Annotated in this window: 27 protein-coding genes and 1 pseudogene; 16 read left to right on the top strand and 12 right to left on the bottom strand. The window is 69.6% G+C overall.

The window, feature by feature from the left end; genetic code table 11:
• Window positions 1–624: 624 nt before the first annotated feature.
• The 3 genes and pseudogenes from OG386_RS42725 to OG386_RS42715 all read right to left on the bottom strand — a co-directional run.
• On the bottom strand, window positions 625–1089 hold the full coding sequence (locus OG386_RS42725; protein ID WP_328792695.1) for a lamin tail domain-containing protein: 465 nt from the start codon (window positions 1087–1089) through the stop codon (window positions 625–627).
• A gap of 440 nt (window positions 1090–1529) precedes the next feature.
• Window positions 1530–2120, bottom strand: a complete 591-nt coding sequence (locus tag OG386_RS42720; RefSeq protein WP_328792694.1) for a hypothetical protein — start codon at window positions 2118–2120, stop codon at window positions 1530–1532.
• A 180-nt stretch (window positions 2121–2300) separates the two neighbouring features.
• Window positions 2301–2589, bottom strand: a pseudogene (locus tag OG386_RS42715) (HNH endonuclease); the annotation flags it as partial.
• A 410-nt stretch (window positions 2590–2999) separates the two neighbouring features.
• Here OG386_RS42715 and OG386_RS42710 point away from each other — a divergent pair.
• Both OG386_RS42710 and OG386_RS42705 read left to right on the top strand, forming a co-directional pair.
• Window positions 3000–3560 carry a hypothetical protein gene (locus tag OG386_RS42710; RefSeq protein ID WP_328792693.1) on the top strand — a complete coding sequence of 187 codons (561 nt, stop codon included), beginning with the start codon at window positions 3000–3002 and terminating at the stop codon, window positions 3558–3560.
• 48 nt (window positions 3561–3608) lie between these two features.
• Complete coding sequence (locus OG386_RS42705) at window positions 3609–4025, top strand: hypothetical protein (protein ID WP_328792692.1); 417 nt, start codon at window positions 3609–3611, stop codon at window positions 4023–4025.
• Window positions 4026–4046: 21 nt separating this feature from the next.
• Here the strand turns inward: OG386_RS42705 and OG386_RS42700 are convergent, their stop codons facing one another.
• From OG386_RS42700 to fdxA, 3 genes are all read right to left on the bottom strand, one after another.
• Window positions 4047–4172, bottom strand: a complete 126-nt coding sequence (locus OG386_RS42700) for a hypothetical protein (RefSeq protein ID WP_328792691.1) — start codon at window positions 4170–4172, stop codon at window positions 4047–4049.
• Window positions 4173–4480: 308 nt separating this feature from the next.
• Entirely contained in the window at window positions 4481–5563 is a 1083-nt protein-coding gene (locus tag OG386_RS42695) for an FAD-dependent monooxygenase (RefSeq protein WP_328792690.1), read from the bottom strand.
• Window positions 5564–7195: 1632 nt separating this feature from the next.
• Entirely contained in the window at window positions 7196–7519 is a 324-nt protein-coding gene (gene fdxA, locus OG386_RS42690; RefSeq protein ID WP_328792689.1) for a ferredoxin, read from the bottom strand.
• 100 nt (window positions 7520–7619) lie between these two features.
• On the opposite strand from fdxA, the gene soxR reads away from it, so the two are divergent.
• Window positions 7620–8084: a redox-sensitive transcriptional activator SoxR gene (gene soxR / locus OG386_RS42685; RefSeq protein WP_328792688.1), complete on the top strand. Its 465-nt coding sequence runs from the start codon at window positions 7620–7622 to the stop codon at window positions 8082–8084.
• A 262-nt stretch (window positions 8085–8346) separates the two neighbouring features.
• Here soxR and OG386_RS42680 read toward each other — a convergent pair whose 3' ends face one another.
• Window positions 8347–9288 (bottom strand): hypothetical protein, encoded by a 942-nt coding sequence (locus OG386_RS42680; RefSeq protein ID WP_328792687.1) that lies wholly within the window; start codon window positions 9286–9288, stop codon window positions 8347–8349.
• Between the two features lie 366 nt (window positions 9289–9654).
• Here OG386_RS42680 and OG386_RS42675 point away from each other — a divergent pair, with 366 nt between their 5' ends.
• The 4 genes from OG386_RS42675 (at window position 9655) to OG386_RS42660 (ending at window position 12136) form a co-directional block, all read left to right on the top strand.
• Window positions 9655–9996 (top strand): hypothetical protein, encoded by a 342-nt coding sequence (locus tag OG386_RS42675; protein WP_328792686.1) that lies wholly within the window; start codon window positions 9655–9657, stop codon window positions 9994–9996.
• A gap of 263 nt (window positions 9997–10259) precedes the next feature.
• A complete protein-coding gene (locus tag OG386_RS42670) occupies window positions 10260–10853 on the top strand; it encodes a DUF6461 domain-containing protein (protein WP_328792685.1) in 594 nt (197 codons plus the stop codon).
• A 186-nt stretch (window positions 10854–11039) separates the two neighbouring features.
• Window positions 11040–11579, top strand: a complete 540-nt coding sequence (locus OG386_RS42665; protein ID WP_328792684.1) for an NUDIX domain-containing protein — start codon at window positions 11040–11042, stop codon at window positions 11577–11579.
• Between the two features lie 254 nt (window positions 11580–11833).
• Window positions 11834–12136 carry an isoamylase early set domain-containing protein gene (locus OG386_RS42660; protein WP_328792683.1) on the top strand — a complete coding sequence of 101 codons (303 nt, stop codon included), beginning with the start codon at window positions 11834–11836 and terminating at the stop codon, window positions 12134–12136.
• Window positions 12137–12380: 244 nt separating this feature from the next.
• Here OG386_RS42660 and OG386_RS42655 read toward each other — a convergent pair whose 3' ends face one another.
• Together OG386_RS42655 and OG386_RS42650 are read right to left on the bottom strand one after the other, a co-directional pair.
• Window positions 12381–12929, bottom strand: a complete 549-nt coding sequence (locus OG386_RS42655; RefSeq protein WP_328792682.1) for a hypothetical protein — start codon at window positions 12927–12929, stop codon at window positions 12381–12383.
• A 2-nt stretch (window positions 12930–12931) separates the two neighbouring features.
• A complete protein-coding gene (locus OG386_RS42650; RefSeq protein WP_328792681.1) occupies window positions 12932–13351 on the bottom strand; it encodes a hypothetical protein in 420 nt (139 codons plus the stop codon).
• A 1375-nt stretch (window positions 13352–14726) separates the two neighbouring features.
• Between OG386_RS42650 and OG386_RS42645 the strand changes: the two genes are divergently transcribed.
• Window positions 14727–15059 (top strand): hypothetical protein, encoded by a 333-nt coding sequence (locus OG386_RS42645; RefSeq protein ID WP_328792680.1) that lies wholly within the window; start codon window positions 14727–14729, stop codon window positions 15057–15059.
• A gap of 78 nt (window positions 15060–15137) precedes the next feature.
• A complete protein-coding gene (locus OG386_RS42640) occupies window positions 15138–15479 on the top strand; it encodes an antibiotic biosynthesis monooxygenase family protein (protein WP_328792679.1) in 342 nt (113 codons plus the stop codon).
• A gap of 1042 nt (window positions 15480–16521) precedes the next feature.
• Here OG386_RS42640 and OG386_RS42635 read toward each other — a convergent pair.
• Window positions 16522–16872, bottom strand: a complete 351-nt coding sequence (locus OG386_RS42635) for a hypothetical protein (protein ID WP_328792678.1) — start codon at window positions 16870–16872, stop codon at window positions 16522–16524.
• Window positions 16873–16939: 67 nt separating this feature from the next.
• Here OG386_RS42635 and OG386_RS42630 point away from each other — a divergent pair, with 67 nt between their 5' ends.
• The 4 genes from OG386_RS42630 (at window position 16940) to OG386_RS42615 (ending at window position 18293) form a co-directional block, all read left to right on the top strand.
• On the top strand, window positions 16940–17329 hold the full coding sequence (locus OG386_RS42630; protein ID WP_328792677.1) for a hypothetical protein: 390 nt from the start codon (window positions 16940–16942) through the stop codon (window positions 17327–17329).
• On the top strand, window positions 17326–17496 hold the full coding sequence (locus OG386_RS42625; RefSeq protein WP_328792676.1) for a hypothetical protein: 171 nt from the start codon (window positions 17326–17328) through the stop codon (window positions 17494–17496). Before OG386_RS42630 ends, OG386_RS42625 begins: the two co-directional genes overlap by 4 nt.
• Window positions 17497–17682: 186 nt before the next feature.
• Window positions 17683–18009, top strand: coding sequence for a hypothetical protein (locus OG386_RS42620; RefSeq protein WP_328792675.1), 327 nt, complete (start codon window positions 17683–17685; stop codon window positions 18007–18009).
• A gap of 152 nt (window positions 18010–18161) precedes the next feature.
• On the top strand, window positions 18162–18293 hold the full coding sequence (locus tag OG386_RS42615) for a hypothetical protein (protein ID WP_328792674.1): 132 nt from the start codon (window positions 18162–18164) through the stop codon (window positions 18291–18293).
• A 174-nt stretch (window positions 18294–18467) separates the two neighbouring features.
• Here the strand turns inward: OG386_RS42615 and OG386_RS42610 are convergent, their stop codons facing one another.
• Both OG386_RS42610 and OG386_RS42605 read right to left on the bottom strand, forming a co-directional pair.
• Complete coding sequence (locus tag OG386_RS42610) at window positions 18468–19229, bottom strand: class I SAM-dependent methyltransferase (RefSeq protein WP_328792673.1); 762 nt, start codon at window positions 19227–19229, stop codon at window positions 18468–18470.
• Between the two features lie 1178 nt (window positions 19230–20407).
• A complete protein-coding gene (locus OG386_RS42605; RefSeq protein ID WP_328792672.1) occupies window positions 20408–20677 on the bottom strand; it encodes a serine hydrolase in 270 nt (89 codons plus the stop codon).
• Window positions 20678–20839: 162 nt separating this feature from the next.
• Here OG386_RS42605 and OG386_RS42600 point away from each other — a divergent pair, with 162 nt between their 5' ends.
• Genes OG386_RS42600 through OG386_RS42590 form a run of 3 tightly spaced genes read left to right on the top strand, consistent with a single transcriptional unit; the run spans window position 20840 to window position 23243 of the window.
• Window positions 20840–21241, top strand: a complete 402-nt coding sequence (locus OG386_RS42600) for a GntR family transcriptional regulator (protein ID WP_136233079.1) — start codon at window positions 20840–20842, stop codon at window positions 21239–21241.
• Window positions 21238–22218, top strand: coding sequence for an ABC transporter ATP-binding protein (locus tag OG386_RS42595; protein WP_328792671.1), 981 nt, complete (start codon window positions 21238–21240; stop codon window positions 22216–22218). Before OG386_RS42600 ends, OG386_RS42595 begins: the two co-directional genes overlap by 4 nt.
• A complete protein-coding gene (locus OG386_RS42590; protein WP_328792670.1) occupies window positions 22215–23243 on the top strand; it encodes an ABC transporter permease in 1029 nt (342 codons plus the stop codon). Before OG386_RS42595 ends, OG386_RS42590 begins: the two co-directional genes overlap by 4 nt.
• The last annotated feature ends 195 nt before the right edge of the window (window positions 23244–23438 follow it).

Below are 23438 nucleotides of genomic sequence, written 5' to 3'. Positions count from 1 at the left end.
CAGCGCGCCACCGGCCCGTGCGGTGCCAGAGACGCACCTTGCCCGGTAGGGGAAGAGAGCAAGTAGCCCCGACCGGCCGGGGGAGGGAGGCCCGGGTCGGGGCCGCGCTCCGCCCACCGGAAGCCGGCCTTCCGGTCCGGGATAGAAGGCAACGGGAACACGCAGGCCGAGAGCAACCGCCGCGCGCCGACACCCCGCACATCCGTCCCCGCCCGCCCCGCCGCAGCCGTTGAAGACCTGGCGGCCGCCACGTGCAGTTCGGCCCGCGCGGTCGCGCCGTCTCCGGGGAGCATCGTGACCTCGACTGCGTCCTCGACCGCACCGACCAGCCGCACCCACCTCGGCCGGCCCGGACACCGACCGGTAAACATGGTCACCGAGCCGGGGCACCCACCTGGCGAGGGGCCCCGGATGTCCTCACACAACCCGTCGACACCCGCGTACGAGCCCTCGGGCGCGATACCGGTGCTCATCTCCCCCCCCCCTGGTTGCCGCCACCACCAACCCCCCTTCGGTGCCGCCGCCTGCCCAGCAGTGCGGGCCGTCGCCCGGTGAGGCGACGGCCCGTGCGGTCATGTCCCGCAGGATCCCCGGCTAGGTGTGAGGGCTGCGGGGTGGTGGGGGTTAGCGGCGGCCCCAGGTTTCGGTGTCGACGGTGCGGCCGCGGTCGTCACGCAGGGTGGCGGTGTCGGCGCGGTTGCCCCAGATGTACTCGCGGCGGTCCTGAAAGAGGTCGGTGCGGGTGTCGCGGCCGTTGCCGGTGTGGATGCGGATGGTAGCGCGGCTACCGATGCGGACGTTGTCGAAGCGGTAGCGGTTGCCGTCGCTGTCACGCAGGGTCCAGCCGCGGAGGTTGATGGCGTCGCGGGTGGTGTTGGTGATCTCCACCCACTCCGCGTTCAGGGACCGGTTCGAGTGGTCGTCACGTCCGGGGCTGTCGGCCTGGACCCGGCTGATCTCCACCCGCGGCCGCTGGTGGTGACGGTCACCATCCGCGGCGGCCGCCGGCAGCGCGACCGCAGAGACGACCGCGCCGGCAGCCACGACCGTGGCGGCGATACGACGAACGGAGGAAGAAGCAGAAGACATGGGTGACGCTCCCTCAAGAACAGTGCCCCACCAGCCGAAACAAGTCGGTAGAGGCAGTTGCGGGGGTGGCTCGGGGTGAGCCGTTGGCCACACTCTCGACCCGACACGGGCCCCGCCGCAGCCCCACCGACGCCGGTTACCAGACACGGACATATCCGTCACACTCGCCTGCGCACTGCACGCATTCCCCCCGAACGTGCCCCTGACATTCACTGACCGCTACACCCACCCGCCCCGGGAACCGCACCTACGGCGCGGCGCGCTCCGGCGCACCACCAGGCGCACCCCTCCCCCGCCTCACCCGCCCGGAGTAGTTGATCAAGTAACAACCGTTCTGCGGAATTCTTCGCACACAAGCCCGCGATTCACATACCTGTCGCCCTACAGCAGGCCGCGCCCCCTCGCCCCGAGCCGCGCACGCCCGATGCCAGCCGGTGCTGTCACCTGTCCTGCGCGGCCAGAAGGAGCACCATGGCCTTGGAGCGGGTGGTCCCGAGCCCGGTGGCGACTGTCTCGGCGGACACGCCGCCTTCCGCCAGCGAGCCTGCCGCCTCCCGCCCGATGCGGGTGGCGATCCGCTCCAGCATGCCGATGGCGCGCAGCGCGGCCAGCGGCGCGTCCGTCGTCGCGGCGGTCAGCTGCTCAGTGATCTCGACCAGGAGGGCGGCCAGCGGCTCGGGCAGCGGTACCGCCCTGTCGCGGACGAGGGACAGGTGGGCGTTCCAGTCCGCGAGCGGACCAGTCAGGTCGACGTCTGCCTCGTACAACGGCCGGTCGCCGACTGTCGTCCAGTCCAGCGGGTACTCGGCGGCACCGCGCCATCCGCACGCACACACCGCCCGGAGCGCCTCGGCCCGTGGCCGACGGTGCCGGCCGTCGTAGGCCGACCAGTGCGAGGTCGACGGCACGTTCGGGCCGCTCCCGACATCGAAGTACACCGGCCCAGGCTCACCACCGCCGACAAGGACACCCGCCACGCCCGCGTGCGCGTCCCCGAACTCCACCGTCCACCAGTCCCACTCCACCAGCACACCACCCTCCGATGCGTTCCCGCCTGCCACCCTGCCCCGCCCGCGCCGCCACCCACACCCCCGGCGGCCCAACAGCGCATGTCGTTGGAACCGCCCAGACACCCTGCGCTCACGAGCCACTGAGGAGCACAGCAAGGGGCCGCCGCCTGTCGAGGCGACGGCCCTCGTCTCCGGGCTGTTCTACGGGGCGGGGGGGAACTCCACGTCGGTGCCGCCGCAGCCGGCCGCGATGTCGAGCAGCCGGCCCTTCTCCGCATCGTCGACCGCGAGGCCCCACCGGAGCTTGGTCGCGTTCCACTCGGCGCCGTACCGGCACAACGCGTCCACGGACGGCGGCAGCCACTCCGCCGATCCTGGTCCGCCTTCGACTGGTTCGAACGCGCCGTCACCGCCACCAGCGAGCCGGCTGGCCCTGGTCGTTCGCGTACGCCTCACGCCGCGCCGCTGTCCACGCCGCCGATGCCCCAGCTGGCGGGGTGCGTCATTCGAACCGTGCGGTGTTCCCCGACCTGCGGCGGCTGCTTTGTGGTGGTGGGCGTTCGAAGTCAGCGCGCTGGCCTGCCGGATCGCGCCCGCTCGCTTCCAGCTGCAGGGTGCCCTACCGCTTTGCTGCCCTGAGGAGGCTGCAAGTCCGAGGGATCGACCCTGGGCCGGGGCCGTGTGGCAGCCCCCGGGTACGTACTCAAGGCCGAGGACCGGCGTGGCTCGGGTCGCCGCCCGCCGGGCCTGACCGAACCCCTCGGCCGCACAGGAGCTTCCACCCCCAGCCCTGACGGGCCGCGGCCGTGCCGCCATCTGGGCCGTGAGCGAACGCCGTTCGCGCCGGCGCGTACGGCGGTGGCAGACTGCTGCCTTGATCGCGGGCATGGGTCCGCGGACGTGAAGGGGGGCGTCGTCGCGCGCAAAGTGAGGTGGGCGGCCGCGGCCGCCGGTGCGGTGCTGTTGATCGCAGGGTGCGGCAGTGAAGGCGATTCGACTCAGGGACACGACGATGACGCACCGTCAGCCGGAGACTCCGCCCCGGCGAAGGCGGGATCCGGCGGCAGCCTGGACGTCGCGGCGGTGAAGAAGGAGATAGAGACCGCCGCCACGGCGGCCAGGTTCACCGAGAAGCCCCGGAACGACGTCCCGCCGATCCTCAAGTCCTGCACGGTCAGGTGGCAGTCGGACGGCGCGAAAGCCACTGACTCGAGAAAGTCCTACAACGCCACGGTCGCCGCGCTGGTCAACGGGGGCTGGAAGGAGGGCGGGAGCAACGAGGAGCGGCAGTCGATCGTCAAGGCGCTGGACAAGACCGGCTGGCGCCTCATAGCGAGCCACCGCCCCCAGGGCTGGGCGGACGGGACTGATGAGGACAGCTTCATCTTCGTCGACACCGGGCCCGCGTGCGAGAAGCCCTTCGAGGAAGACCTGGCGGACAAGACGACGAACAAGAAGTAGTTCCGGTCGCGCAACACGCTGCAGGCCGGGGGTCGCGGGCGTGGGCCCGTGGCTCTCGACGGCTACGACGTGCGGGGCTTCCAGGTAGGCGGTCTGTTGCGGCGCGGTAGCGCCGTGGTGTGGCGGTCACGACGTAAAGGCCGAGGAGCCGACTTCGTCTGGCGGGCCCTGGACGTCGGCTGGGACATCAACTACCGCGCGAACCTGCTTCTCCGCCACCCACTCACCGCAGCCTCCCTGCACGCGGTCTGCAACCGCAACACAGGCCGCAACCGCGTATGGCTGGCCAACCGCCACCTGCCCACCATCCTGGTCCCGATCTACCTCGCCACCTGGATCGCCTACACCATCAGGCAGCGGCCACCCCTGTCCGGCCTCCGATCATGGTGGGCCGGGTCCTTCGAAGGAACCGAGTGCCCTGCCTACCACGACAACCGATGCGGTGGCGGACCGTATGGCGCATGACCCGCCTGGGGTGGGCGCGTTTCAGCGTTTGACGCGGTTCTGGATGGCGAGGATCGGGCGGCCCAGGAAGATGGGTTCGGTGAGGCGGGAGGCCATCTCGATGTAGGTACCGGCGGTGGTCAGGTCCTGGCCAGAGAAGCGGAACACCACCGAGTTGGGCGTGAGCTTCAGCGCCTACCGAAGGGCTTTCCGGTGAACCGTTGCCGGTGGGGTTCTGGGGATCGGCTTTGGCTATCTCACCTCCACCGGCCGGCACGGTGCCGGTTGCCCGCTGCTTCAGGAACGGAGCCGGTGGATGCCCCGCCGCAACCGGCGCCCTGGACGGCGCATCCGGGCTTGGAGCGGAGGGTCAGGGAGCCCCGACAGCACCCCCTTCGCCAGGCGGCGGAGCGCCGCGGGTACCTGCCCGGCTCCGTCCGCGGCGTCGATGTCGGTCCAGTACGGGCTCGTCCGGGTCAGTCGAGCACGGCCTCCACGCCGGTGCCCGGTGTCGCGACCGCCGCCATCACGCGTTCCATCCGTGCGCTGGTGTCGGCCAGCAGGTGTGCCGCGGCCGGGAGACGTTCGGCCTCGTAGGCCTCCAGGGGTATCTCCCCACCCAGGGCGCGCCCCAGGGTCGCGGCATCCTCGATGCCGGTGTTCATCCCGAACCCGCCGGCTATCGGGTGGACGTGCGCCGCGTCGCCGGCGAGGAAGACGCGGCCCTCCCGCATCCGGGTGGCCATCCGGACGTTGACCCGCCAGGTCGACAGCCAGGTGGCGTCCGTCAGGCGGATGCCGGCCATCCGGGCGTGGCGGTCGAAGAGCCGCTGGAAGCCCTCCAGCGACGGCGGCAGCGCACGACCCTCAGCATCGGTCTCGGGAGAGGCCTGGAGCTGGAAGGAGACGGTGTCCGGTATCGGGCAGAGCATCATCGCTCCGCCGTCGGAGGTGAACCACTGGTGCCAGTACTCCCGGCTCAGGCCCGGTGCCCGGACATCACCGACCACCATCGCCTGCTCGCCGTCGCCGCCGTACCCCTCGAAGGAGATACCCAGCTGCTTGCGCACGGTGCTGCGCCCACCGTCGCAGCCGGCGAGGTACCCGGACCTCAGGGACCGCCCGTCCGCCAGGGTGATACTCACCCCGTCGTCGTCCTGCTCGATCCCGGTGACCTCGGCGCCGAACTCGACCTGGACGCCGAGGGAGGCCAGCCGCTCGCGCAGCACCTCCTCCACCTGCCACTGGCCGATCAGGCAGGCGTCGTCGACGGGCGTGTCCGCGGCGTGCGCGCCGTCGAAGTACTTGCGGAAGACCACGTGCGAGCGGCCGATGTCGGTGATCCGGTCGGCTACCCCGAACCGCGCGAACACTTCCAGGCTGCCCGGTCGCAGTGCCTTGCCGCGGGACTCCCGGTGCGGTGCCTCTCGCCGGTCCAGGATCCGCGGCGTCAAGCCGCGCAGCGCCAGGTCGCAGGCAAGCGTCAGGCCGGTCGGGCCGGCGCCCACGATGACGACGTCGCTCCCGCCGTTCGATGCGTCGTTCATTGCGTCGTTCATGACGAACTCCCCCTCGTTGTCGGGCCGGTCCCTCACCGGCTCGGTGCGATGTCTCAAGGAAAGCGCCTCCCGCCAGAAAATGCAACCCAGTTACATAAGATACTCAGGAACGCATTCTCGCTGCGCTGGACGCATGGAGACGACGAACACCCCGACCTCGGGCCCGGCCGCAGGTCCCGGGTCCCGGCCCGGGTCTGCGGGAGAGCATGAAGCTGTGCACCCGCCGCCATCCGGCCGTCACCGCGCTGGAACTGTTCCTGGAGAGCGGCTTCGACGCGGTCAAGATGGCGGATGCCGCCGCAGGATGTCTGGGCTGAGCAGTGCATGCCGGCCGGCGTGGCGTGGTGGTGGCGCTGGATGCGGCAGGCCCTTCCGCGTCGGGCCGGCAGTGCCTGCTGCTGGTACCACGGCGGCGACTGGCACAGGGGCAACGCGATGGCCCGGCAGGTCCTCCACAGCGCCCCGGCGCAGTCCGCGGACGCCGAGGACATGCAGGAGTCCGCTGTGGCGTACCCGCCTTCGATCGGCGCCACCGAATGGGAGACCGAGGCGCCGGCCACCCTGTTCAGCACGTGGAATGCGAACCAGCCCGACAGGGAGGGGCTACATCAACGCGCAGCGCCGCTCCCAGGCGATGCTGGAGGCGGACGTACGCCGCACCGTCGTTACGGACCACGTCTACGGGACATAGCCGCGCCTTTGGCCTGGGCGGCGGATACGAGCGGGCGGCTCACGCCGACGAAGTCACCTGCGGCCAAACAACTGCGCGCGGGGGTTGCTGAGTGGTGCTGCTGCGACGCGACCCGCTGGCGCCACAGTTGACTGAATGTCAGCTCCAGCAGGGGGAGCACGGTCGTGTCGCCGTTCGTGGTGGTGGCAGCGTCAGGTGTCAGGACCATTTCTCCGGGCCGCGCTTGGACCGGTGCGGGTGGCGGTCAAGGTCGTGGCCGGCCCGCGCCGATCTGGCGTGCGTGGGTGAGGCCCGGTGCCCAGAGCGCTCTGGGGGCAGCAGTACCACCGGGCCGCCGCCAACCTCACCGGCCGCCGACCGGTTCGTGTCCCGACCCCGCCCCGCGAAGGCCAGCGGAGCGCGACAGCGCGAGCTGGCCCTCACGCCCGGGTCACGGTGGTGGGGTCGGCGTGCCATGCGCGTCCGCCGCGCTCCGGCGACTTGAACGCCACCATCTGCTGTCGGCGGCTGCCGGGCGGGCCGGAGGGGGCTTCCCATGCGGGGTCGATGTCACCAAGGTCCGATCAATCAGCACGTGCTGTGCTTCCTCGGGCCACCGCTGTCGACTCCGATCCGGGCCCGTCGTCCTCTCCGGCGCCGCCCTGTCCGCCACGGACGGGATACCACGCGCGTACTGGATGAGAGGCCATCCTCGTGATCATTCATGGCCACGAACGCCGACCGACGACGGCACGCCGTGCTGCCGCTCCGCGTGGTGGCTCACGGCGAGTGCGGGCCAAACCCTGTACGCGCTCTCGGAGAGCATCCTCCTAGCTGCACATCCTGAACAGGCGGCCGTCCTGGCGGAGGTCTGACCAGCGACACTTCGGCCGAGCTGTTCAAGGAATCCTTGCCATCTTCGAACGTGCCGGTCGGAGGGTCTGACGTGACTGCTCTCGTGCTCAATCGGCTTCCTGAGGCGGCAGCGCCGCCACGATCGGATGGTCCCTGCCGATCGGACCGAGCTTGGCGCTGCTGCCGGGGGAGCCGAGGTCGGAGAAGAACTCGGCGTTCACGGTATTGAAGTCCTGCCATTCCTGCGGGGTGTCGTCCTCGAAGAAAATCGCTTCAACGGGGCACGCCGGCTCACATGCGCCGCAGTCGATGCACTCGTCCGGGTGGACGTAGAGCATCCGCTCACCCTCATAGATGCAGTCGACAGGGCACTCATCTATGCATGCCTTGTCCTTGACATCCACACAGGGCAAAGCGATCACAAACGTCATCGAACTGCCATCCTCTCCCACTCGTTCTTGCTTGCCGTTCTGGTGCAACGCAGGCGACCGTAGGGCCTCAAGTAGACTTGAGGTCAAGAGGAGGCCTTGTATGACGAGCTACCGTTCCGGCGCCGAACGGGCCGCGCCTGACGACTGGCTGAGCATCGGCGAGGTGAGCGCGCGGACCGGAGCGGCGGTCTCCGCACTGCGGTTCTACGAAGAGCTCGGCCTGATCGCGTCCGAACGCGACAATCGCAACCAGCGCCGCTACCCGCGGCACATGCTGCGCCGGATCGCATTGATCTCGGTGGCAAAACGGATCGGCATCCCGTTGCAGGACCTCCGGGAGGCGTTCACCGATGTGCCGCTCGACCGTCCGCCGAGTCACCAGGAGTGGCAACTCGCCTCGCGTGGCTGGAAGCGTCGGCTGGAGGAGCGCCGGCAGACCATCGAGCGGCTCGAGGCCGAGCTCACCGGATGCATCGGCTGCGGATGCCTGTCGATGAAGGCCTGCGCCCTACTGAACCCGGGCGACGCGCTCGCCGAGGACGGAGTCGGGCCCCGAAGGCTGTGAGGGACGGCGCACGGTTTCGGCGCTCGAGAGTGAAGCCTCGCCATCTTCAAGATTTGCTGGTTGAAGTGGCTGGTGTGGCGGGTCTCCGGGGTGCAGTGGACACACGGTGCCCCCGGATTGGGCCGCGCCCGTCCGCACCGCCACCTTCCAGTTGTCCGCCACGACCCGTCATAGCTCGTGTCGTCAATGCTTGATGGTGCTCATGCCCGGTCATTGCCGGGGCCGCGGAAGCGACACGGCCCCGACCCGGAACAGCCTCGGGCTACGATTCCTGCCCTGCTGCGTTTTGGATCGCTGCCAGCCATCCGGCCATGAACTCCTCAGCCGAGTCCAGCTCTCCGGGGCGGCGGAAGACGCGGTCGATGTTCTTGGACATGACCTCGTTGAGCTGCTCACTGACGTGGTCGAAGAAGGGGTCCAGGCACAGGCTGAGAACATTGGCCGCCTCGACCTTGGTGAAGCTTCGGGCTGCCGCGAGCACGACTTCGCCCATGCCCAGCTCGTCGATTTCCGCGCGGATGGCTTGCTGGCCGGGGGTGTCCGGGAGCAGTAGGCCGTGCATCAGGTACACACTGCCGCAGTAGCCGAAGATGCGGGCGACTTCTCGTGCACGGGCCAGCCTTTCAGGGCTGACTGCTTCGGCCTCGGCCACCACGTCATGCTGCCGTGCCGCGTGCAGAACATGGTCCAGTGTTCCGTCACGCCCAGCGTGCTCAAAGGCTGCGGCCAGCGTCTCGCAGTCGAATCCCAAGTGCAGTCCGGAGCTGGCCATCGCCTGCGCGAAGCTTTCCCCGCTCACCTCCCCCGACGGCAGCCCGAGCAAGGCAATGAGGTTCACCAGGCTGCGCTGTCCGCCACGTGGTGGTGGCTGGATGTCCTGGCTGCTGTCGAGGAGTGCTTCGCGCATGCGTCCCGGATGGCCGAAGAGGCCGGGCGAGCGCGCGAGGAACTTGTCGGCGTCGGCGTAGAGGTTGTCCGTGTCGATGTCGTCGCGGGCTCGTCGGGCCTGCTCGATCAGACGTTGGACGGGGCTGCGGCGCAGGGCCCAGACGAGTGCGTCACGCACGGGTTCGAAGGGCGGTTCCGGGACCGGCTGGCGGGAGTGCGCTCCTGGTGTGCCGGCTCGCAAGTACCAGGCCAGGGCTGTGGCTCGTAGGTCCTTGCCCTGCCCGCTGCAACGCGTCAGGACATCGGCGATCTCCACGGTGCGGGAGTCCAGAACGGATGTCGAACCCCGTCCTCGGCCCAGGGCCTTACGGGCGTGCCGCGGAAGCAGGCCGGCTCGGCGCCATCGTTCGAGTTGCGCCGCTGATACGGCCAGGCCGCGGTCGTGGAGGAGGTCAAGCAGCTCTCGATCCGCCGGGGATGCCTCAGTGCGGGTCACGTCCGCACTTTAGAACCCCGCGAAGTGTCGAGGAGCAGTGAATTCGAAGTCTGTCTCAATGGGGCGCCAGCGCAGAAAGGCCCGGCTTCACGGACGTCTTCCGGGCACACGGGCGCGTCCCATCGACCGGTCCCTCGGGGGACGTTCGCTGCGGGCAACCGACAGAGAGGAACAGAACTCACCGATATGCTGAACGACGTAATCGCGGGCTCGATCGCGGAGGTTCTGGGCGGCCTCGCCGTGGTCGCATTTGTTGGCCTCGACGCACGAGCCCGCCGTAGGCGTGCTGCCCGGCGCGGCACTGCACGGGGCGAAGACGGGGCAGCAACGAGACCCGCCCGCACATACACCCTGATCGGTGCGCGGGCCCCGGACGGCCACGCGGTGCAGATCGTCAGTAGCCGCCCCGCCGGAACCGTCATCGCCCGGCAGGAGCCGGCCGGCGATCGCCGGCGGCGGTTCGAGCTGACTGACGCAATCCTTTCCGACGGCACGTACGCGGCGGAACCCCTCGACTGGTATCGCTGAAAGCCTCGAACCGATTGGCCGGGCTGACACGGAATCCGGCTCACCTGCACGGGCTCAGCTGCACCTGCACCACCCAGAGAAGCGTTCGGCGGGCTCCGAGATCAGCAGGCGGCCACCGTGATCGCTGGAGAGTCCACCATCGCCCTGGTGGGGCCAGGCGTCCAATCCTCGTACGCGGCCCTGTCGGTACTGCCGACTAGGGTGATCACTTCGGTGGGTGCGGATGGAGGTACTGTCTGCGCCCGTGGGGGGGGGGAGACGCCATGAGTAGCGGCATTCAGTGGCTTGTGGATCAGGACGACTGGCAGCACGGCGTGGTCTTCGCGCGTGGCATCGAGCCGCAGGAACTGGGCGTGCGGATGGGCGGCACGCCGGGATCCGTCGTGTCGCCGATCACGGACACAGAGGCATGGAACATGGTTCTGGACCTTGCGACTGACGACGATGACGTTGTGCGGGTCGGTGCCTGCGGTGGCTGGGCCTTCGCCGTTGAATACGGGATGGGCAACGGGGGTGACAGGCTGGTGGAGATCTCCCGGAACGGCGTGGAAGCCATTCACCTGGATCCTTCACCGGACCATCCGCCGGCGATGTTCTCCTATGCCAGGGACGGTGCGGACGTCTGCAGTTTCGGGATCGGCGAGGAAGGCTGGCGATGGGGTGAGCAGCCGGACCTGCTGCTGCCGGAGCTGGTAGCGGCTGGCGTGCTGCACCCGGACGGCGCGTACGCACGACCGGACGGCGAGTCCTACCTCGACCGCGACCGCCACACACTGGCGCTCATAGAGACCCGATTCGGTCTGTTCCTCCCCCGCGACGAGGTCGTGAACCAGCGCCTGCCGGCCTTCCTCATCTGAGCGACAACCTCGGATCATCGAGGCTCAGCAAGCGACCGAGGGGCTCAAGGCATCTGCCTGCCGGGCCTGCCCGCCGCCTGCCGCCTGCCGCCTGCCGCCCGTAAGCGGAAACGGTGTCCGGTTCCGGGCCGGTGAGCTCGGGGCAAAGCCCGCCCAGCACCTGGGCCCGCCGGAATACTGGTGGCCATGACGAACACCCCTGCCGCACCCGCCCCGTTCTCAAGGATCAAGATCCGGACTGGGGCGCTGGTGTTCTGCGGCGACGACGTCGCCCTCATCCGCCGCGACCGCACCGACTCCACCCACTACACCCCGCCCGGCGGCAACGTCGAGCACGGCGAAGACCTCACCCTCGCCCTCGCCCGCGAGCTCGCCGAGGAACTCGGGCTGGACACGGCCGCGGCCGAGGGCGGGGACCTGATGTGGGTCGTCGACCAGCGAGTGACCCGCCCGGGCCCCACCCCGCCGCCCCGCAAGCTCCACCTGATCTACCGCTTCCACATCAGCCCCGACCTCCGCAAGACACTCGCCGAACAGGAACTGGACGAGCTCCCCGACGGCAGCCACGAGGTCGGCGTCATCGAGTGGATCGACTACCGCAAGACCGCCGAGCTGCCCATCTTCCCGCCCATCGGCCCCGCCCTCGCTGCCCTCGCCGACCCGCACGCCGCCGTCACCAACGCGGCCCTGGACGCCGTCACCGACGCGAACTACACCTGGGTGTAGCACCCACACACATCGGAAGGCTGACCAGGTCAGGGCCGGATACGGCGCCACGGCTTGTCGTACGTACCGCCGCAAGTCAGGCATGAAGCGGTGTAGACCGCGGGGGCGCGGTGGCGGCTTGTTGGCTCACCTTGGCTGGACCCCTATCGGGCACCGGCCAGGTCCTGCCTGCGTGGGACAACCTGTCGTCCGCTCTTCCCATCCGGGCGGTGGCACGCGGGAGCGCCTCGGGTCGTGCCAGGTGGAGCGGGCGGGTGACCCGTCAGGAGCTCCACGTGCTGGAACGCACCTTGCGCAAGAACTCCGTCAAGGTCACCTTCGTCCTGCCCGCAGACACTCCAGGCACTCACCCGGCAGAGGTCAGCGTGGTCGGCGACTTCAACGACTGGCGCCCCTGCGTTCACGTCCTCACCCCGCGCAAGGATGGCAACCGGGCCGTCACCGTGGAACTCCCCAAGGGCAAAACCCACTCCTTCCGCTACCTCGGCGCCGGCGACCACTGGTTCAACGACGCCGACGACGGCCAGGACGGCCCCAACAGCCGCATCCACACCTGACCGGCGTGTGGCCGCGGCAGCCTCGCCTCGTGGCAGCCGTTCTGGGAAGGGCGGGCGACGAGGCCGGTGAGCGCCGACGGGTCCGCCCCGCGGTGTCCATGGGAGTTGCGCCGGTGCCCGGTTGGACGGCGCGGCTCGGCCTGCCGTCGCGCGGATGCGGCGGCAGGCTGGCAGAAGTCCTGGTTCGTCACGTGCCGTCGGTGGCGCAGCAGCGGCTGCGGCGGGGCCTGCCGTCCCTCCCCTGCTAGCTGACGGTGTCGTCGCAGACGGGTTTCGGCAGGGCCTTCGCGATCACGCTCCGCCAGTAGTCGACTTCCTCGGCCGTCCCTCGGTGTGCGGGCTGGATCAGTGTGGCGAACGTCGTCGTTCCCGGGCGGGCCTGCAGGTCGCCGGGGCCGATCGCGACCACGTACCGCTCCCCCGGCTCCATCATCACCTCGCGGTTCGAGGTAGCCACCTTGAACGAGCCGGGCGTCCCGCCGGGTTCTACCCGCTGGGACACCCCGATGCTCGGGGCGAACCTCCCCTTCATCGACTCCAGGATCCGTACCGGCGTCGTGACGAGATCGGGGTTCTCGGCGCCGACGGCCTGCGGGTCGTGCGCCGCCTCCCCTGTGGCCTCCACCACGGCAATGCCCTGCGCGCCGGTCGCCACCTCGGCATCCGTGCCGCCGGACGGGATCCCGCACAGGCTCTCCGTGTGCGATGCGCCGCTGCTCTCCCAGGCGTACCAGCCACTTCCGAGGAGCACGGCGGCCGCGGTCCCGGTCATCGCCCACGTCTTCACGCTCATGATCAGCCCCACAGCTTGGCTCGGTCGACGTCCTGGGGGCGATCGAAGTATTCGTGGGCGGTCGGCCACATCAGCGACCGTACATAGCCCGAGCCGCCAGCGTCCGACGTGTGGCACGGCCCCAGGGCGTGGCCCAGCTCGTGCGCCGCGATCTGCCGGCGCTTGGTGGGGCTCGCGTCCTTCATCGCCACCGTGTTGAAGCGGATGTAGTCGGTCTGGCCGGGGCCTCCACGGTAGTTCCACTTCGCGGCGGCATGGTCCTTGGGGGCGTTGTAGTCCACGAACTCGAGGTCGTTGACGGTGGTCGCCGAATCGGGAGCCAGCCTGATCGTGTGGCCGGGGTACTGCCACGCCTTGAGCCGATGCTTGTACGCGTCGGCGTAGGCCGTGTTCGCCGTCCATCTGATCTCGCCGTCGTCCACCGACGTGCGCGACCGCGACTCGGACTCACCCCTGACACACGGCGCAGCAGCAACGGCCGCAGCGGGAGGCGGAGCGGTCAGGAGCAGGGCTGCAGCCACCGATGAGCCAGCTGACAGGTGCTTCATCCACTCCACGCTAGGGCGCCGCGCGGCGGGGCCGATCGTTTCCTCTCCCCCGAGTGGAGAGGTTCCCCGGACTGGATGGATCCGAGGTTCGAACGCGTTTGGGACGGTGCCGGATTAGACGTACGGTCGTACGACTCATCTCGCGCGCAGCGGCCATGGGCGGCCACCACGGGTGCGCCCGCAGCTCGTGGGGATCCATACAGCTGGGCGGCGTGATGGTCGGCGTGAGAATGACGTGGATATTCACCACTCGCGTCGGCACCAGTACGTCACGGCCTGAAGGTGTCAGCTACCAGCTCGCTGGGGCTACACCGCTGACAACCAGCTGATGAATCTCCACTGACACTCCCCCGCAGACCATCAGACGGGTTCCACTTCTCGGGGTCGGCGCCTCTCCACTCCACGAAGTCGCTGTCGGTGTCGGTGAGGTCCACGTCCTCGGCGTTCTCCAGCCCGGCCGCGGCGAGGAAGACACGGATGTCGGCCGGATCGTGCGCGCGACGCGATGGCGGTGCCGTCGTAGCGGACCCGGCGCCAGCCCTGTTCATCCGGCGGGTAGTCGGTCAGCTTGGCGGCCGTGGGCCCGGCCTCCACCCTGCCTGCTCCGAGCAGCATCTATCCACACCCGAAGGGGTGAAGCCCGCCACCAGGGCCGGTGATCCTGCAAAGGGGAACTGGGCCGTCGGGTTCCATCCTGTGATCCCCAAGCGCGCCGTCCTCGGCGCGATTCAGAGTACGTTCGCAACAGCCGAAGCCCAGACCGGCCGGTCGACCTTGCGCACCTGCCCGGTCGAAAACGCCGCGGCGCTGGGGGAGGCGGCCCGCGCGGCCTTGGGTGTGCCCCTCGGCTCCAGTGCTGTTGAGGAATGCCGCGGTGCGACGCCGACCTGCAGGCGAACGAGCTTGAGGGCAGAGGCAGGCTCCAGTCCGCCCCACGCTGGCGGCGGCCGGGCGAGATTGTGCCAGCACTCTGGGGTGGCCTCTGCCTGGCTGTGTCAGGACTGGCCCCTGCACCCTGACCCGCCCGCCGGGTCCGTATGCCCGTGGGCGTTTCCGAATAACGGCAGAGATTTTAAGGAATGGAAGACGCCTCCCGAACCGGGATTGACACTTCCCGCCCCATCGGGCGAATAGCTGAACGTTTTTCCTTGCCATGTTCGAGTGAATGGGGTGTCGAGACGAGAACTGACGAAACTGACGTGTGAACGTTGAGCTGCCCGAACATCGCCCATGAGGAACGGATGCCTCTATGCATATCCGCCACGCGCTCTCACGCTTCGGCAGGATCGGCCTCACCGTCGGCGCAGCGGCCGTGCTCGCCACGGGTCTGGCCACGAACGCACAAGCCGCCACAGGAACGATCCGGTACTTCGACGTCAATCAAGCCGAGTTCCGGATCGTCGACCCACCGGACAACGTCTGTCTCGCTCTCCAGGTCCGGGCAGATCTGATCGCCAACGAGACGAACAGGAGGATGACCATCTACCTCGGCACGACCTGCGCGACCCGCGTCACCACGATCGGCCCCGGGGAGGCGCGGTCCCATATCGGCGGCCCTCAGTCGGTCCGGATCACCGGCTGAACTGACGGATGTAAGAGACTTCCCGCGCATGGTCAAGGCCACGCGCAGTACCGGCCGCTGTTTCTTGAAAGGTGCCATGTGCCCAGCGTGGTGAAGATCAACGCACTGGCCGTCCCCGCCGAGCAGCGGGAAGTCCTAGAGCAGCGGTTCGCCTCGCGGGCGGGGGCCGTGGCGGGTTCGGACGGTTTCGAGTGGTTCGAGCTGCTCCGGCCGATGGAGGGCCCCGACCAGTACCCCGTGTACACGCGGTGGCGTTCGGAGGAGGACTTCCTGGCGTGGTTGGAGGGGCCGATGAAGGCCGCGCACCAGGGTGATGCGGGTGCCGGGGCAGTCGGTGGCGAGCGGCCGAAGCCCGCGGCTTCCGGGTCCCGGGTCTGGTCGTTCGAAGTCGTGCAGCAGGCGGCTCCGAAGCAGGCTTGAAACGCCGCTGACGTGCGCGGGGCCCGGGGCAGCGTGCCGCCCCGGGCCCCGCGCATTCCGTGCGGCGCGCGAGCGTGTTGACCTGGTGCGGGTGGACGTCGAGGAACTCGACCTCACCGCCGAGGTGAACCAGGAGCTCGACCCTCGACCCGAACCAGGTGGCCGACCGCGGCAGCGGTCACCCGCGGCCGACACCGTGCCAACGGGGTGTCGAGCGCCTCCGGCAACCGGCCCGCAGCCCACCCCGCACCGACCGGCCCCCCGCAAGGCGGCCCGCACGGCTTCGGGGTCGGCGGCCTCCACCACCGCACGCGATCACCGGCCCGGCCCGACATCCGCGGCCGGGCCCAAACTCGTACCGGTCGCCCACCGCCACGCCGCGACCGGCACTCGCAACCGGCCCGCAGCCTCGGACTCGTCAAACACCTCACGCACCAAACGCACCATGAACCCCACTCCAATCCGCACACGACCCGTAGGCCGTGGTCACGACCTGCGCCGCCTCCGATCACCGGTGCCCACACGGACACCGCAGCCTGCGCCACATCAACGGCGAGCGCCGAGACCCCCCGGCCCACCATCCGGCGCCCGCCGAGCCGACGCCGACGCCGACGCGGGGCCGACTCCCCGCGGGGCCAGTCCGGCTCCCACTCGGCCGCAAAATCACAGGTCAGAGATCTGGGAAGCGAAACCCGCACACGCGCTACACCACTTGGCACCTCGGTCGAGTTGCCACGCTTGTTGGAACCGGTCGCGGACCGCCCCCACAGGGGCTGATCTGTACAGGGAGCATTTGTATGGCGGTGCTCTCGCCGTCGAATCGACGCGGTGCCAGTCCCGTGTCGTTGGACCTGAGCGTGTCAGCGAGTTGCGCAACGGGAGATGGCAGTGGCCACGCGCGGCAACGAGGGCTTCGCGAAGTCGGGCGAGCCCGGGCAATCCATAAAGGCCGTTCGGGGTTGCGTACACCTGGCAGGTCGGGCTGGCCAACGCGCCGGGTCTTTGAGTGAACCCCGCGGCCATGCGGTCACTCCGTCAAGTATCAGTCAATGACAGTGAGTTCGCGCCCGGTGAGCTTCCCGTCGGGGGTGAGGGTGAAGGCAGTGGGGTCCATGTTCGTGATGCCGTGGGCGTCCTCGCCGTACGCCTTGAGCGTGATCGACTCGGCCTTGCCCATGTGGATCTCCGCCTCGGCGGCGTGCGCCCAAGTGTTGACTCGGATGTGTGCCGACCAGTGCAGCACCTCTTGGGACCGCCAGCCGCCCCATGTCGCTTCGGGGAGAAGGCCCGCCGCCGGGCCCTGCCGGACGGCGAAGACGCCGGCGGCCAGCAGTACGGTGGCCAAGGTGAGGTAGATCGCCGTCACGCGGGACGGGCGGCGTAGCGCGGGCACGGAGCGCTCCTGTCGTTCGGTCGACGGCGGCCGGCTCTCGTCGCACCACCCGGGGGTAGAGACGGTCGTGAGCGCGCGCCCGTTCCCGAACGGCGGCGTGGCCTCGGTCGTGGACTGGGTCGGCCGTGACATCTCGATGTCCAACGGCATCCCGGCGCCGGTGGCTGGCCTCCCACTACTGCGTCACGGCTCATCTGCTGCGAGACCACCGTTCCGCTTCCCCAATGACCTGATCACGCTCCAAAGGGCGTGGCAGCAGACCTACGCCGAACTCGCGCAGGCCCCCGCCGTGGGCGGTGCCACCTCGCTGCGGCGCCGGCTGATTGCCCTGTCCGGAACTCTATGCACCCATCCCTACTGGGCGACCCCCACCGCCTGGCGCACAGTCTCCATCGAGCTACGGCGCGCCGCCCGCACCCCCAGCCCCGCACCGACGGACGGGGAGGCAGCAGCATGAACGAGCAGACCACCCCCACGCCCCGCCCGCAGAACGACACCTGGGCACCCAGCCTGACCGGCCCCTGCGCCGGGTGCCACACCTCGACGTGCCGCTACGGGGTGGGCGGGAACCCCCTGTTCAAGCAGTGCCAGCAAGCCCGGCAGGAACAGCTGGCCCGCACCTGACCGTGTCCGACCCTTCCTCGTCGGCCCCGATCACTCCGGTCCTTCCCGACGGGACGGCCATCGAGCGGGTACGCCTCTACGAACGCCAGCAACTCGACACCGGAACTATGGATGTACCGCATCGGTGTCCCGCTGTGGCAGACGGCCGCAAACAGCAGGAATTGCATCGGTTGCAACACTTCGCACGTGCTGCCTGCTGTCGTTCTTGCCGGTCAGGGGCCGCAGGTCCGTAGAGGGAGAAGGTCAATCGAAGGGCTGACCTTCGCCGGCAGCTTCCTGACCGAACACGACTACACCCACCACCTACGCCGCTGCCTGACCGACAGCACGCTGCCACGCCAAGTACGGATCACAGGCGCCCTCGTCGTCCTCCACGCCCTGCCGCTCAGCCGGATCTCCGAGCTCACGACCACCCAGTTCCGGCGTACACCGGAAGGAGCGTTCCTCACGCTGGGCCGCCACCCCGTCCTCGTCCCACCCCGCCTCGCCCTCCTGATCGAAGAACAGATGTAAGACCCCGGCACTGAATACTTCCGGCGCCAGCTCGACGACGGGACGCACTACCTGCTGCCCGGCCAGGCGCCGGGCCGCCCCACAACCCCCTCGGCGTCAGTGCACTCCTGCGCTCACACAGTCTCCCCGTTCTCACCGCACGCAATACCGCAATGATCGAAGCCGTCACCGACCTACCGCCGATCACCGTCACCGACCTGTTCGGCCTGCACCCCAGCACTCCCAACCACCGGGCCAGCTACGCCAACGACAGCCGGACCCATTACCTGGCGGCTCGGGACTAGGGCGTACCGAGGTCCTGCCCCTTCCTCGTCAACGGCTGCACCGATGCCACCCGTCTCTTCCACGAAGCCCGCGAAGGCTTCTGAGGAACCGCCGGGCGGTCCGATCTCTCGCATAGTGGCCTGCCCCGTCGGCCGGTGCGAGCACGTCGCCACTGGGCCGACCGCAGGTGCTCGTTACTCGGCCGAGCTGGTAGCCGGGGGTACCTCCAGGACGAAGAACAGGTAGCACATGGCGGTCGAGAAGCGTTGAAAGTCGTTGGGGTAGAGCTCACGGGCCGCCGGGTCGGGCTGTGGCTCGCTGATGACGGCCAGACGGAACCCGGCCGCGGTAAAGGCATCGGTCATCGCGTGCAGTGGCCTGCGCCAGAAACTCATCCGGGCGTTCTGCCCCACCAGGTCGGTCCATTCCTGGGTGTAGTTGGTGGTCGCGTGATAGTCGGGCCGAGGATCCTGGATGGCGTAGTCCACGAAAGGATGCTGCACCGATGCGATCAGTCGACCGCCGGGCCTGAGCACTCGCCGCATCTCGGCCAGCGTCGGCCCCCAGTCCTCCAGGTAGTGCAGGACCAGCGAGGCGAGGACATCATCGAACGCACCGTCGGCGAACGGTAGCGGGTCACCCAGGTCGGCCACGTGCAGGGCCGCGTCGGCGCCCAGCCTGCGCCGGGCCAGCGCCACCATTTCGGCGCTGGAGTCGAGGCCGGTGACGAGAGCACCCCGATCACGAAGTGCACCGAACAGGGGGCCCGAGCCGCAGCCGGCGTCAAGGATCCGGCGGCCGGCCACGTCCCCGGCGAGGGACAGCATCGCGGGCCGCTCGTAGTAGGCGTTCAGGAGACTGGTCTCGCTCAGGGCCGAGTACGCCTCGGCAAAGCTGTCGTAGTCGTTCACCCGGGCCGCAAGTGCGGGCTGGGCACGGTTTTCGGCGGTAGGCATGCTGCGGTCTCCGTCGTGTCATCTCGGCATATCGCACTGGGTCGTCCTGATGATCGACGTGGATTCGCCGCGTCCCGGTTCCGGTGCCGAGACAACTAAGCGGCTGCGGCCCGGCCCGGGGCAGCCACAGCAAGTGGATAGGCCTGGTGACTGGTTGCGCGTTCTGACGTTCGCGTCGTCGCGACGGGCCTTTTGCTGCGCTGGGATCGCCGAGGCGCCGTCGCCCTGCTGCCAGCGGGTCAGGAGTGCTGACACCTCAACGTCCGGCCCTACGAGTCCTGGGAGCGTCAAGCTGAGGAGTAGCGCACAGTCGGTATACCGCCTCTCCACCAGTACGGAGGCGGGTCGAGCCTGCCGAGTACAGCACCGGGGGCACCGTCGAGCAGCTGCGCCCGCTGCCCGGGGGTCGACCGGGGCGACATTCCAGCCCACCCGCGTATCCGTACCTCGGTACCGACCCGGTGGGCGTGGCTCCTCGACGGCCGCGCCCACGGCCGGCCCGCCACCGCAGCGGGTCGAGCAGGAAGGCGCCCACCGGCCGCTGCCCCGCGCCCACGGCGAGGAGATCACCGTCGACGGCGAAACGTAGCCGGTGATCGTGAAGCTGGACGTGGACTGGGCGTGACACGTCGCCCCGCTCGTCGTTGAGCTGGGAGGTCAGCGAAGTGGAGGCCCCGGGACGTCGTGACCCCCGGGGCCTTCGTCTTGCCTTCTGGCACCGGACGGCGGTGCAACACGGGCGGCAACACAGGTCCCCTGATGGCTGTGGGCCGCTGTTTGTGCAGGTGAGGGTGCAACGCTTAGCCGTGTTGCAGCATCGTGTTCTAAGACCAGCCGCGGCTACTGACCTGTGCCAGCGAAGCAGGGACGGTTGTCACAGGTCAGCTACTGCTGGCGGGGCGCGGTGACGCGGGCTTCCGCCAGGAAGCAAACCGCACCCCCGTCCACTGGTGGTTGGGGTCGAGGACGGCTAGGTGGCCGCATCGGGACCAGCCGGCCCATCAGCCGCCCGTGGCCAGGACCGTCGCCACCAGCACACCGGCGCCGGTACGGCGCTGCCTGCCCGTCCACACCATCACGTTCCCCCTCCACGACGATGCGGTCCGTGGCGGACAGCACCCACCACAGGGAACTCGCAAGCCCCGCCCACACGCGACCCCTGCACGGGGGCCGCGCCGTCATGGTGCCCCCTCACCCAGCGCCTTCACGGTTGCCGCGTCCACCGATTCGCGCAGGCCGGAGACCTGACCCAGGATCTGCTCGACGGTGAGACTCTCGCCGGTCCGCCGGTCCGCCGGTCCGCCGGCCCGCCAGTCCGGCGCGTGGTCGGGCAGTTCGACGACGGGTGTGCGCAGCGGGACGCAGTTGTCCCGCAGCGGGCGGACCAGTGCCAGTGAGGTGAAGGCCTTCGTCAGCGACGCGATACGGAAACGCGATTCCGCCGTCACTGCGAGCGGCCCTCGGGGGCCGTCGTACGTGGGCCCGCCGCAGACGCACCTGCCGCCAGCGCAGCGACGTGTGCCGGACCACGTGGCTGGCGCTCTCCTTGACATCCGCGTCCTCCTCGATCCACTATTCACTACTCAAATAGTGAAAGGGTGTTTGCCGGGATGATCGAATACCGGATCGACCGGCGCAGCGGGGTTGCCACCTACGTACAGATCGTCCAGCAGACCAAGCAGGCCTTGCGCCTGGGCCTGCTGGAGCCGGGCGACAAGCTTCCGGCTGCCCGAGAGGTCGTGGAGGCCACGGCAGTCAACCCGAACACGGTGCTCAAGGCCTACCGGGAACTGGAACGCGAGGGCCTGGTCGAGGCCCGTCGAGGCCTCGGCACCTTCGTTCGCAGATCACTCGGTGCCACACCGAGTGACTCTCCACTGCGGGGCGAGCTCTCCGAGTGGGCGTCGCGAGCTCGGGCGGCCGGCCTGGAGCGGGATGACGTGGCGGCACTCTTCGCTGTCGTGCTGGACGAGCACTTCGATACCACCGAGAAGGAACAGGATCACCGATGACGAGCAGTGCCATCGAGGCAACCGGGCTGGGGAAGGCGTTCCGGCGGCGCGGCGGGTGGGCCCTGCGTGACTGCACGTTTCGGCTGCCGGCCGGACGTGTCAGTGCGCTCGTGGGGCCCAACGGCGCGGGCAAGTCGACGCTGCTCGCCCTGGCGGCGGGGCTGATCGCCCCGAGCGAGGGTTCGGTCACGGTGCTCGGCGGGCACCCGGCCCACATGCGGCCGCGGATCGGCTTCGTCTCCCAGGACAAACCGCTGTACCCGCAGCTCACCGTCGCCGAGACGCTCCGCATGGGCGCCGATCTCAACCCCGACAGCTGGGACGCGGACACCGCGGAGCGGGTCGCGGCGGGCGGTGGCCTGGACCTCGGAGCCCGTGTCCGCTCCCTGTCCGGCGGCCAGCGCACCCGCGTGGCGCTCGCCCTGGCCCTCGCCAAGCGGCCGGAACTGCTGCTGCTGGACGAGCCGGTGGCCGACCTCGACCCGCTGGCCCGGCACGAGCTGATGGGCACGCTCATGGCCACGGCCGCGCGGTACGGCACCACCATCGTGATGTCCTCACACGTCATCGCCGAACTGGAGGATTCCTGCGACCACTTGCTGCTGATCGGCGACGGCCGGGTGCGTCTGGCAGGTGACATCGACGACTTGCTCGCCGCGCACTCCCTGATCACCGGGCCCGCACGGGAGGCCGGCGCCGGCTTCGACCTGGCCCCGCACACCACGGTGGAATCCCGTATCACCGGTCGCCAGGTCACCGCCCTCGTCCGCCCCGCAGGGCCGCTGCCCGCCGGCTGGCAGACGAACGACCTGTCCCTGGAGGCGCTGCTCCTCGCCCACCTGCGCAATCCGGCGGCGCCCCCGCTCGCTCTCGGCCCCGCCTTCGATTCTGCTTCCGCTTCTGATTCCACTTCTGCCTCCCCCACGACCCAGGAAGCGGCTTCCGCCTCCGCCATGCCCCAGGAGGAGCCCGCATGACCGCCGTTGCCCCCACCGCTCCCGCGGCCACCCGGCACCCGTCCCCCGCGCCCCGTCTGACCCGGTGGCTGCTGCGCCTGCACCGGCCGGCGCTGTGCGTCTGGGGCGGCCTCGTGGTCCTACTCTCGGCCGCGCTGCTGTGGCTGGGCGGCCCGCTCACCGACGCCTCCGCGGCGGCGTGGGAGCAGTACAACGCGTGTGCCGGGGCGTCGAAGTGCACCTACGACCAGCCCGCGATCATCCGCTACAAGGACGTCTACTCCGCCACCACCTTCGCCGTCCTCGCCCTCCCCTTCCTCATAGCCGCCTGGGCCGGGGCCACACTGACCAGCAGGGAACTGGAGACGGGCACCGCTCAGCTGACCTGGGCCCAGTCGGTTTCCCCGGTGCGCTGGCTCACCGCCAAACTCGCCCTCCCGGCCGCCTTCGTCGTCGCAGGCACCGGACTCGTGGTCGCGCTGCACCACCTTGCCTGGTCGGCCGGGAACGGCCGCATCGACACCGCGAAGTCCTGGTCCGACTTCCCGACCTTCTACTCGGGCGGGCCGCTCACGGTCGCCCTGGCCCTCCTGGGCCTCGTCGTCGGAGTCCTGGTCGGTCTGCTCTGGCGCCGCTCCCTGCTCGCCCTCGGCACCTCCGTCGTCGCCACGACCGGCGTGTTCGCCATCGTCCACACGGCGCTGCCCTACCTGTGGCCCAGCGTGACCCAGGTGCGCAACCGGGTGCAGGGCGCTCCGTCAGGCACGGGGATCGCGGTCGACGAGGGCATCCTCACCTCCACCGGCGCCCGACTGCCGAACCCCTACTGCGGCGGCGACGTCTTCCCTGACTGCCGCGCCACGTACGACAAGCTCGACGCCGTCGGCTACTACCGCGACTTCCACCCCCTCGCCCACTACTGGCCCCTCCAGCTCATGGCGACGGCCCTCACCTGCGCCCTCGTCGCCGTACTGGTCTTCGCCGCGTACCGCGTGCTGAAGAGCTGTACGGGCGGCACGCCGCGCGGCGCGAGCGCCACCGAGTGAGCGCCGCCCTGCGGCTCGTAGGCACTGCCTCGTAAGCGCTGCCTCATGAGCACCGGCTTGTAAGCACTGCCGCATGAGTGCCGCCGTGTGAGTGCCTGTCTACGCCGTCCCCAGCCGCCCTGACGAACCGGCAGACGGTACGAAGTCCCAGGTCAGGCGGGGGCCGGTCGCCGGGCACCCTCCCCGCGATCGCGC

The sequence above is a fragment of the Streptomyces sp. NBC_00273 genome (assembly GCF_036178145.1).
Taxonomy (GTDB): Bacteria; Actinomycetota; Actinomycetes; order Streptomycetales; family Streptomycetaceae; genus Streptomyces.
Note: the sequence above shows the minus strand (reverse complement) of the source record. Positions and strands in the feature narration are given on the sequence as shown.

Excerpts from the sequence above, each read along its gene's own strand:
- OG386_RS42725 (WP_328792695.1), bottom strand. The coding sequence starts at position 1,089 with ATGTCTTCTGCTTCTTCCTCCGTTCGTCGTATCGCCGCCACGGTCGTG.
- OG386_RS42695 (WP_328792690.1), bottom strand. The coding sequence starts at position 5,563 with ATGAACGACGCAATGAACGACGCATCGAACGGCGGGAGCGACGTCGTC.
- fdxA (WP_328792689.1), bottom strand. The coding sequence starts at position 7,519 with ATGACGTTTGTGATCGCTTTGCCCTGTGTGGATGTCAAGGACAAGGCA.
- soxR (WP_328792688.1), top strand. The coding sequence starts at position 7,620 with ATGACGAGCTACCGTTCCGGCGCCGAACGGGCCGCGCCTGACGACTGG.
- OG386_RS42675 (WP_328792686.1), top strand. The coding sequence starts at position 9,655 with ATGCTGAACGACGTAATCGCGGGCTCGATCGCGGAGGTTCTGGGCGGC.
- OG386_RS42670 (WP_328792685.1), top strand. The coding sequence starts at position 10,260 with ATGAGTAGCGGCATTCAGTGGCTTGTGGATCAGGACGACTGGCAGCAC.
- OG386_RS42665 (WP_328792684.1), top strand. The coding sequence starts at position 11,040 with ATGACGAACACCCCTGCCGCACCCGCCCCGTTCTCAAGGATCAAGATC.
- OG386_RS42655 (WP_328792682.1), bottom strand. The coding sequence starts at position 12,929 with ATGAGCGTGAAGACGTGGGCGATGACCGGGACCGCGGCCGCCGTGCTC.
- OG386_RS42645 (WP_328792680.1), top strand. The coding sequence starts at position 14,727 with ATGCATATCCGCCACGCGCTCTCACGCTTCGGCAGGATCGGCCTCACC.
- OG386_RS42625 (WP_328792676.1), top strand. The coding sequence starts at position 17,326 with ATGAACGAGCAGACCACCCCCACGCCCCGCCCGCAGAACGACACCTGG.
- OG386_RS42615 (WP_328792674.1), top strand. The coding sequence starts at position 18,162 with ATGATCGAAGCCGTCACCGACCTACCGCCGATCACCGTCACCGACCTG.
- OG386_RS42610 (WP_328792673.1), bottom strand. The coding sequence starts at position 19,229 with ATGCCTACCGCCGAAAACCGTGCCCAGCCCGCACTTGCGGCCCGGGTG.
- OG386_RS42600 (WP_136233079.1), top strand. The coding sequence starts at position 20,840 with ATGATCGAATACCGGATCGACCGGCGCAGCGGGGTTGCCACCTACGTA.
- OG386_RS42595 (WP_328792671.1), top strand. The coding sequence starts at position 21,238 with ATGACGAGCAGTGCCATCGAGGCAACCGGGCTGGGGAAGGCGTTCCGG.
- OG386_RS42590 (WP_328792670.1), top strand. The coding sequence starts at position 22,215 with ATGACCGCCGTTGCCCCCACCGCTCCCGCGGCCACCCGGCACCCGTCC.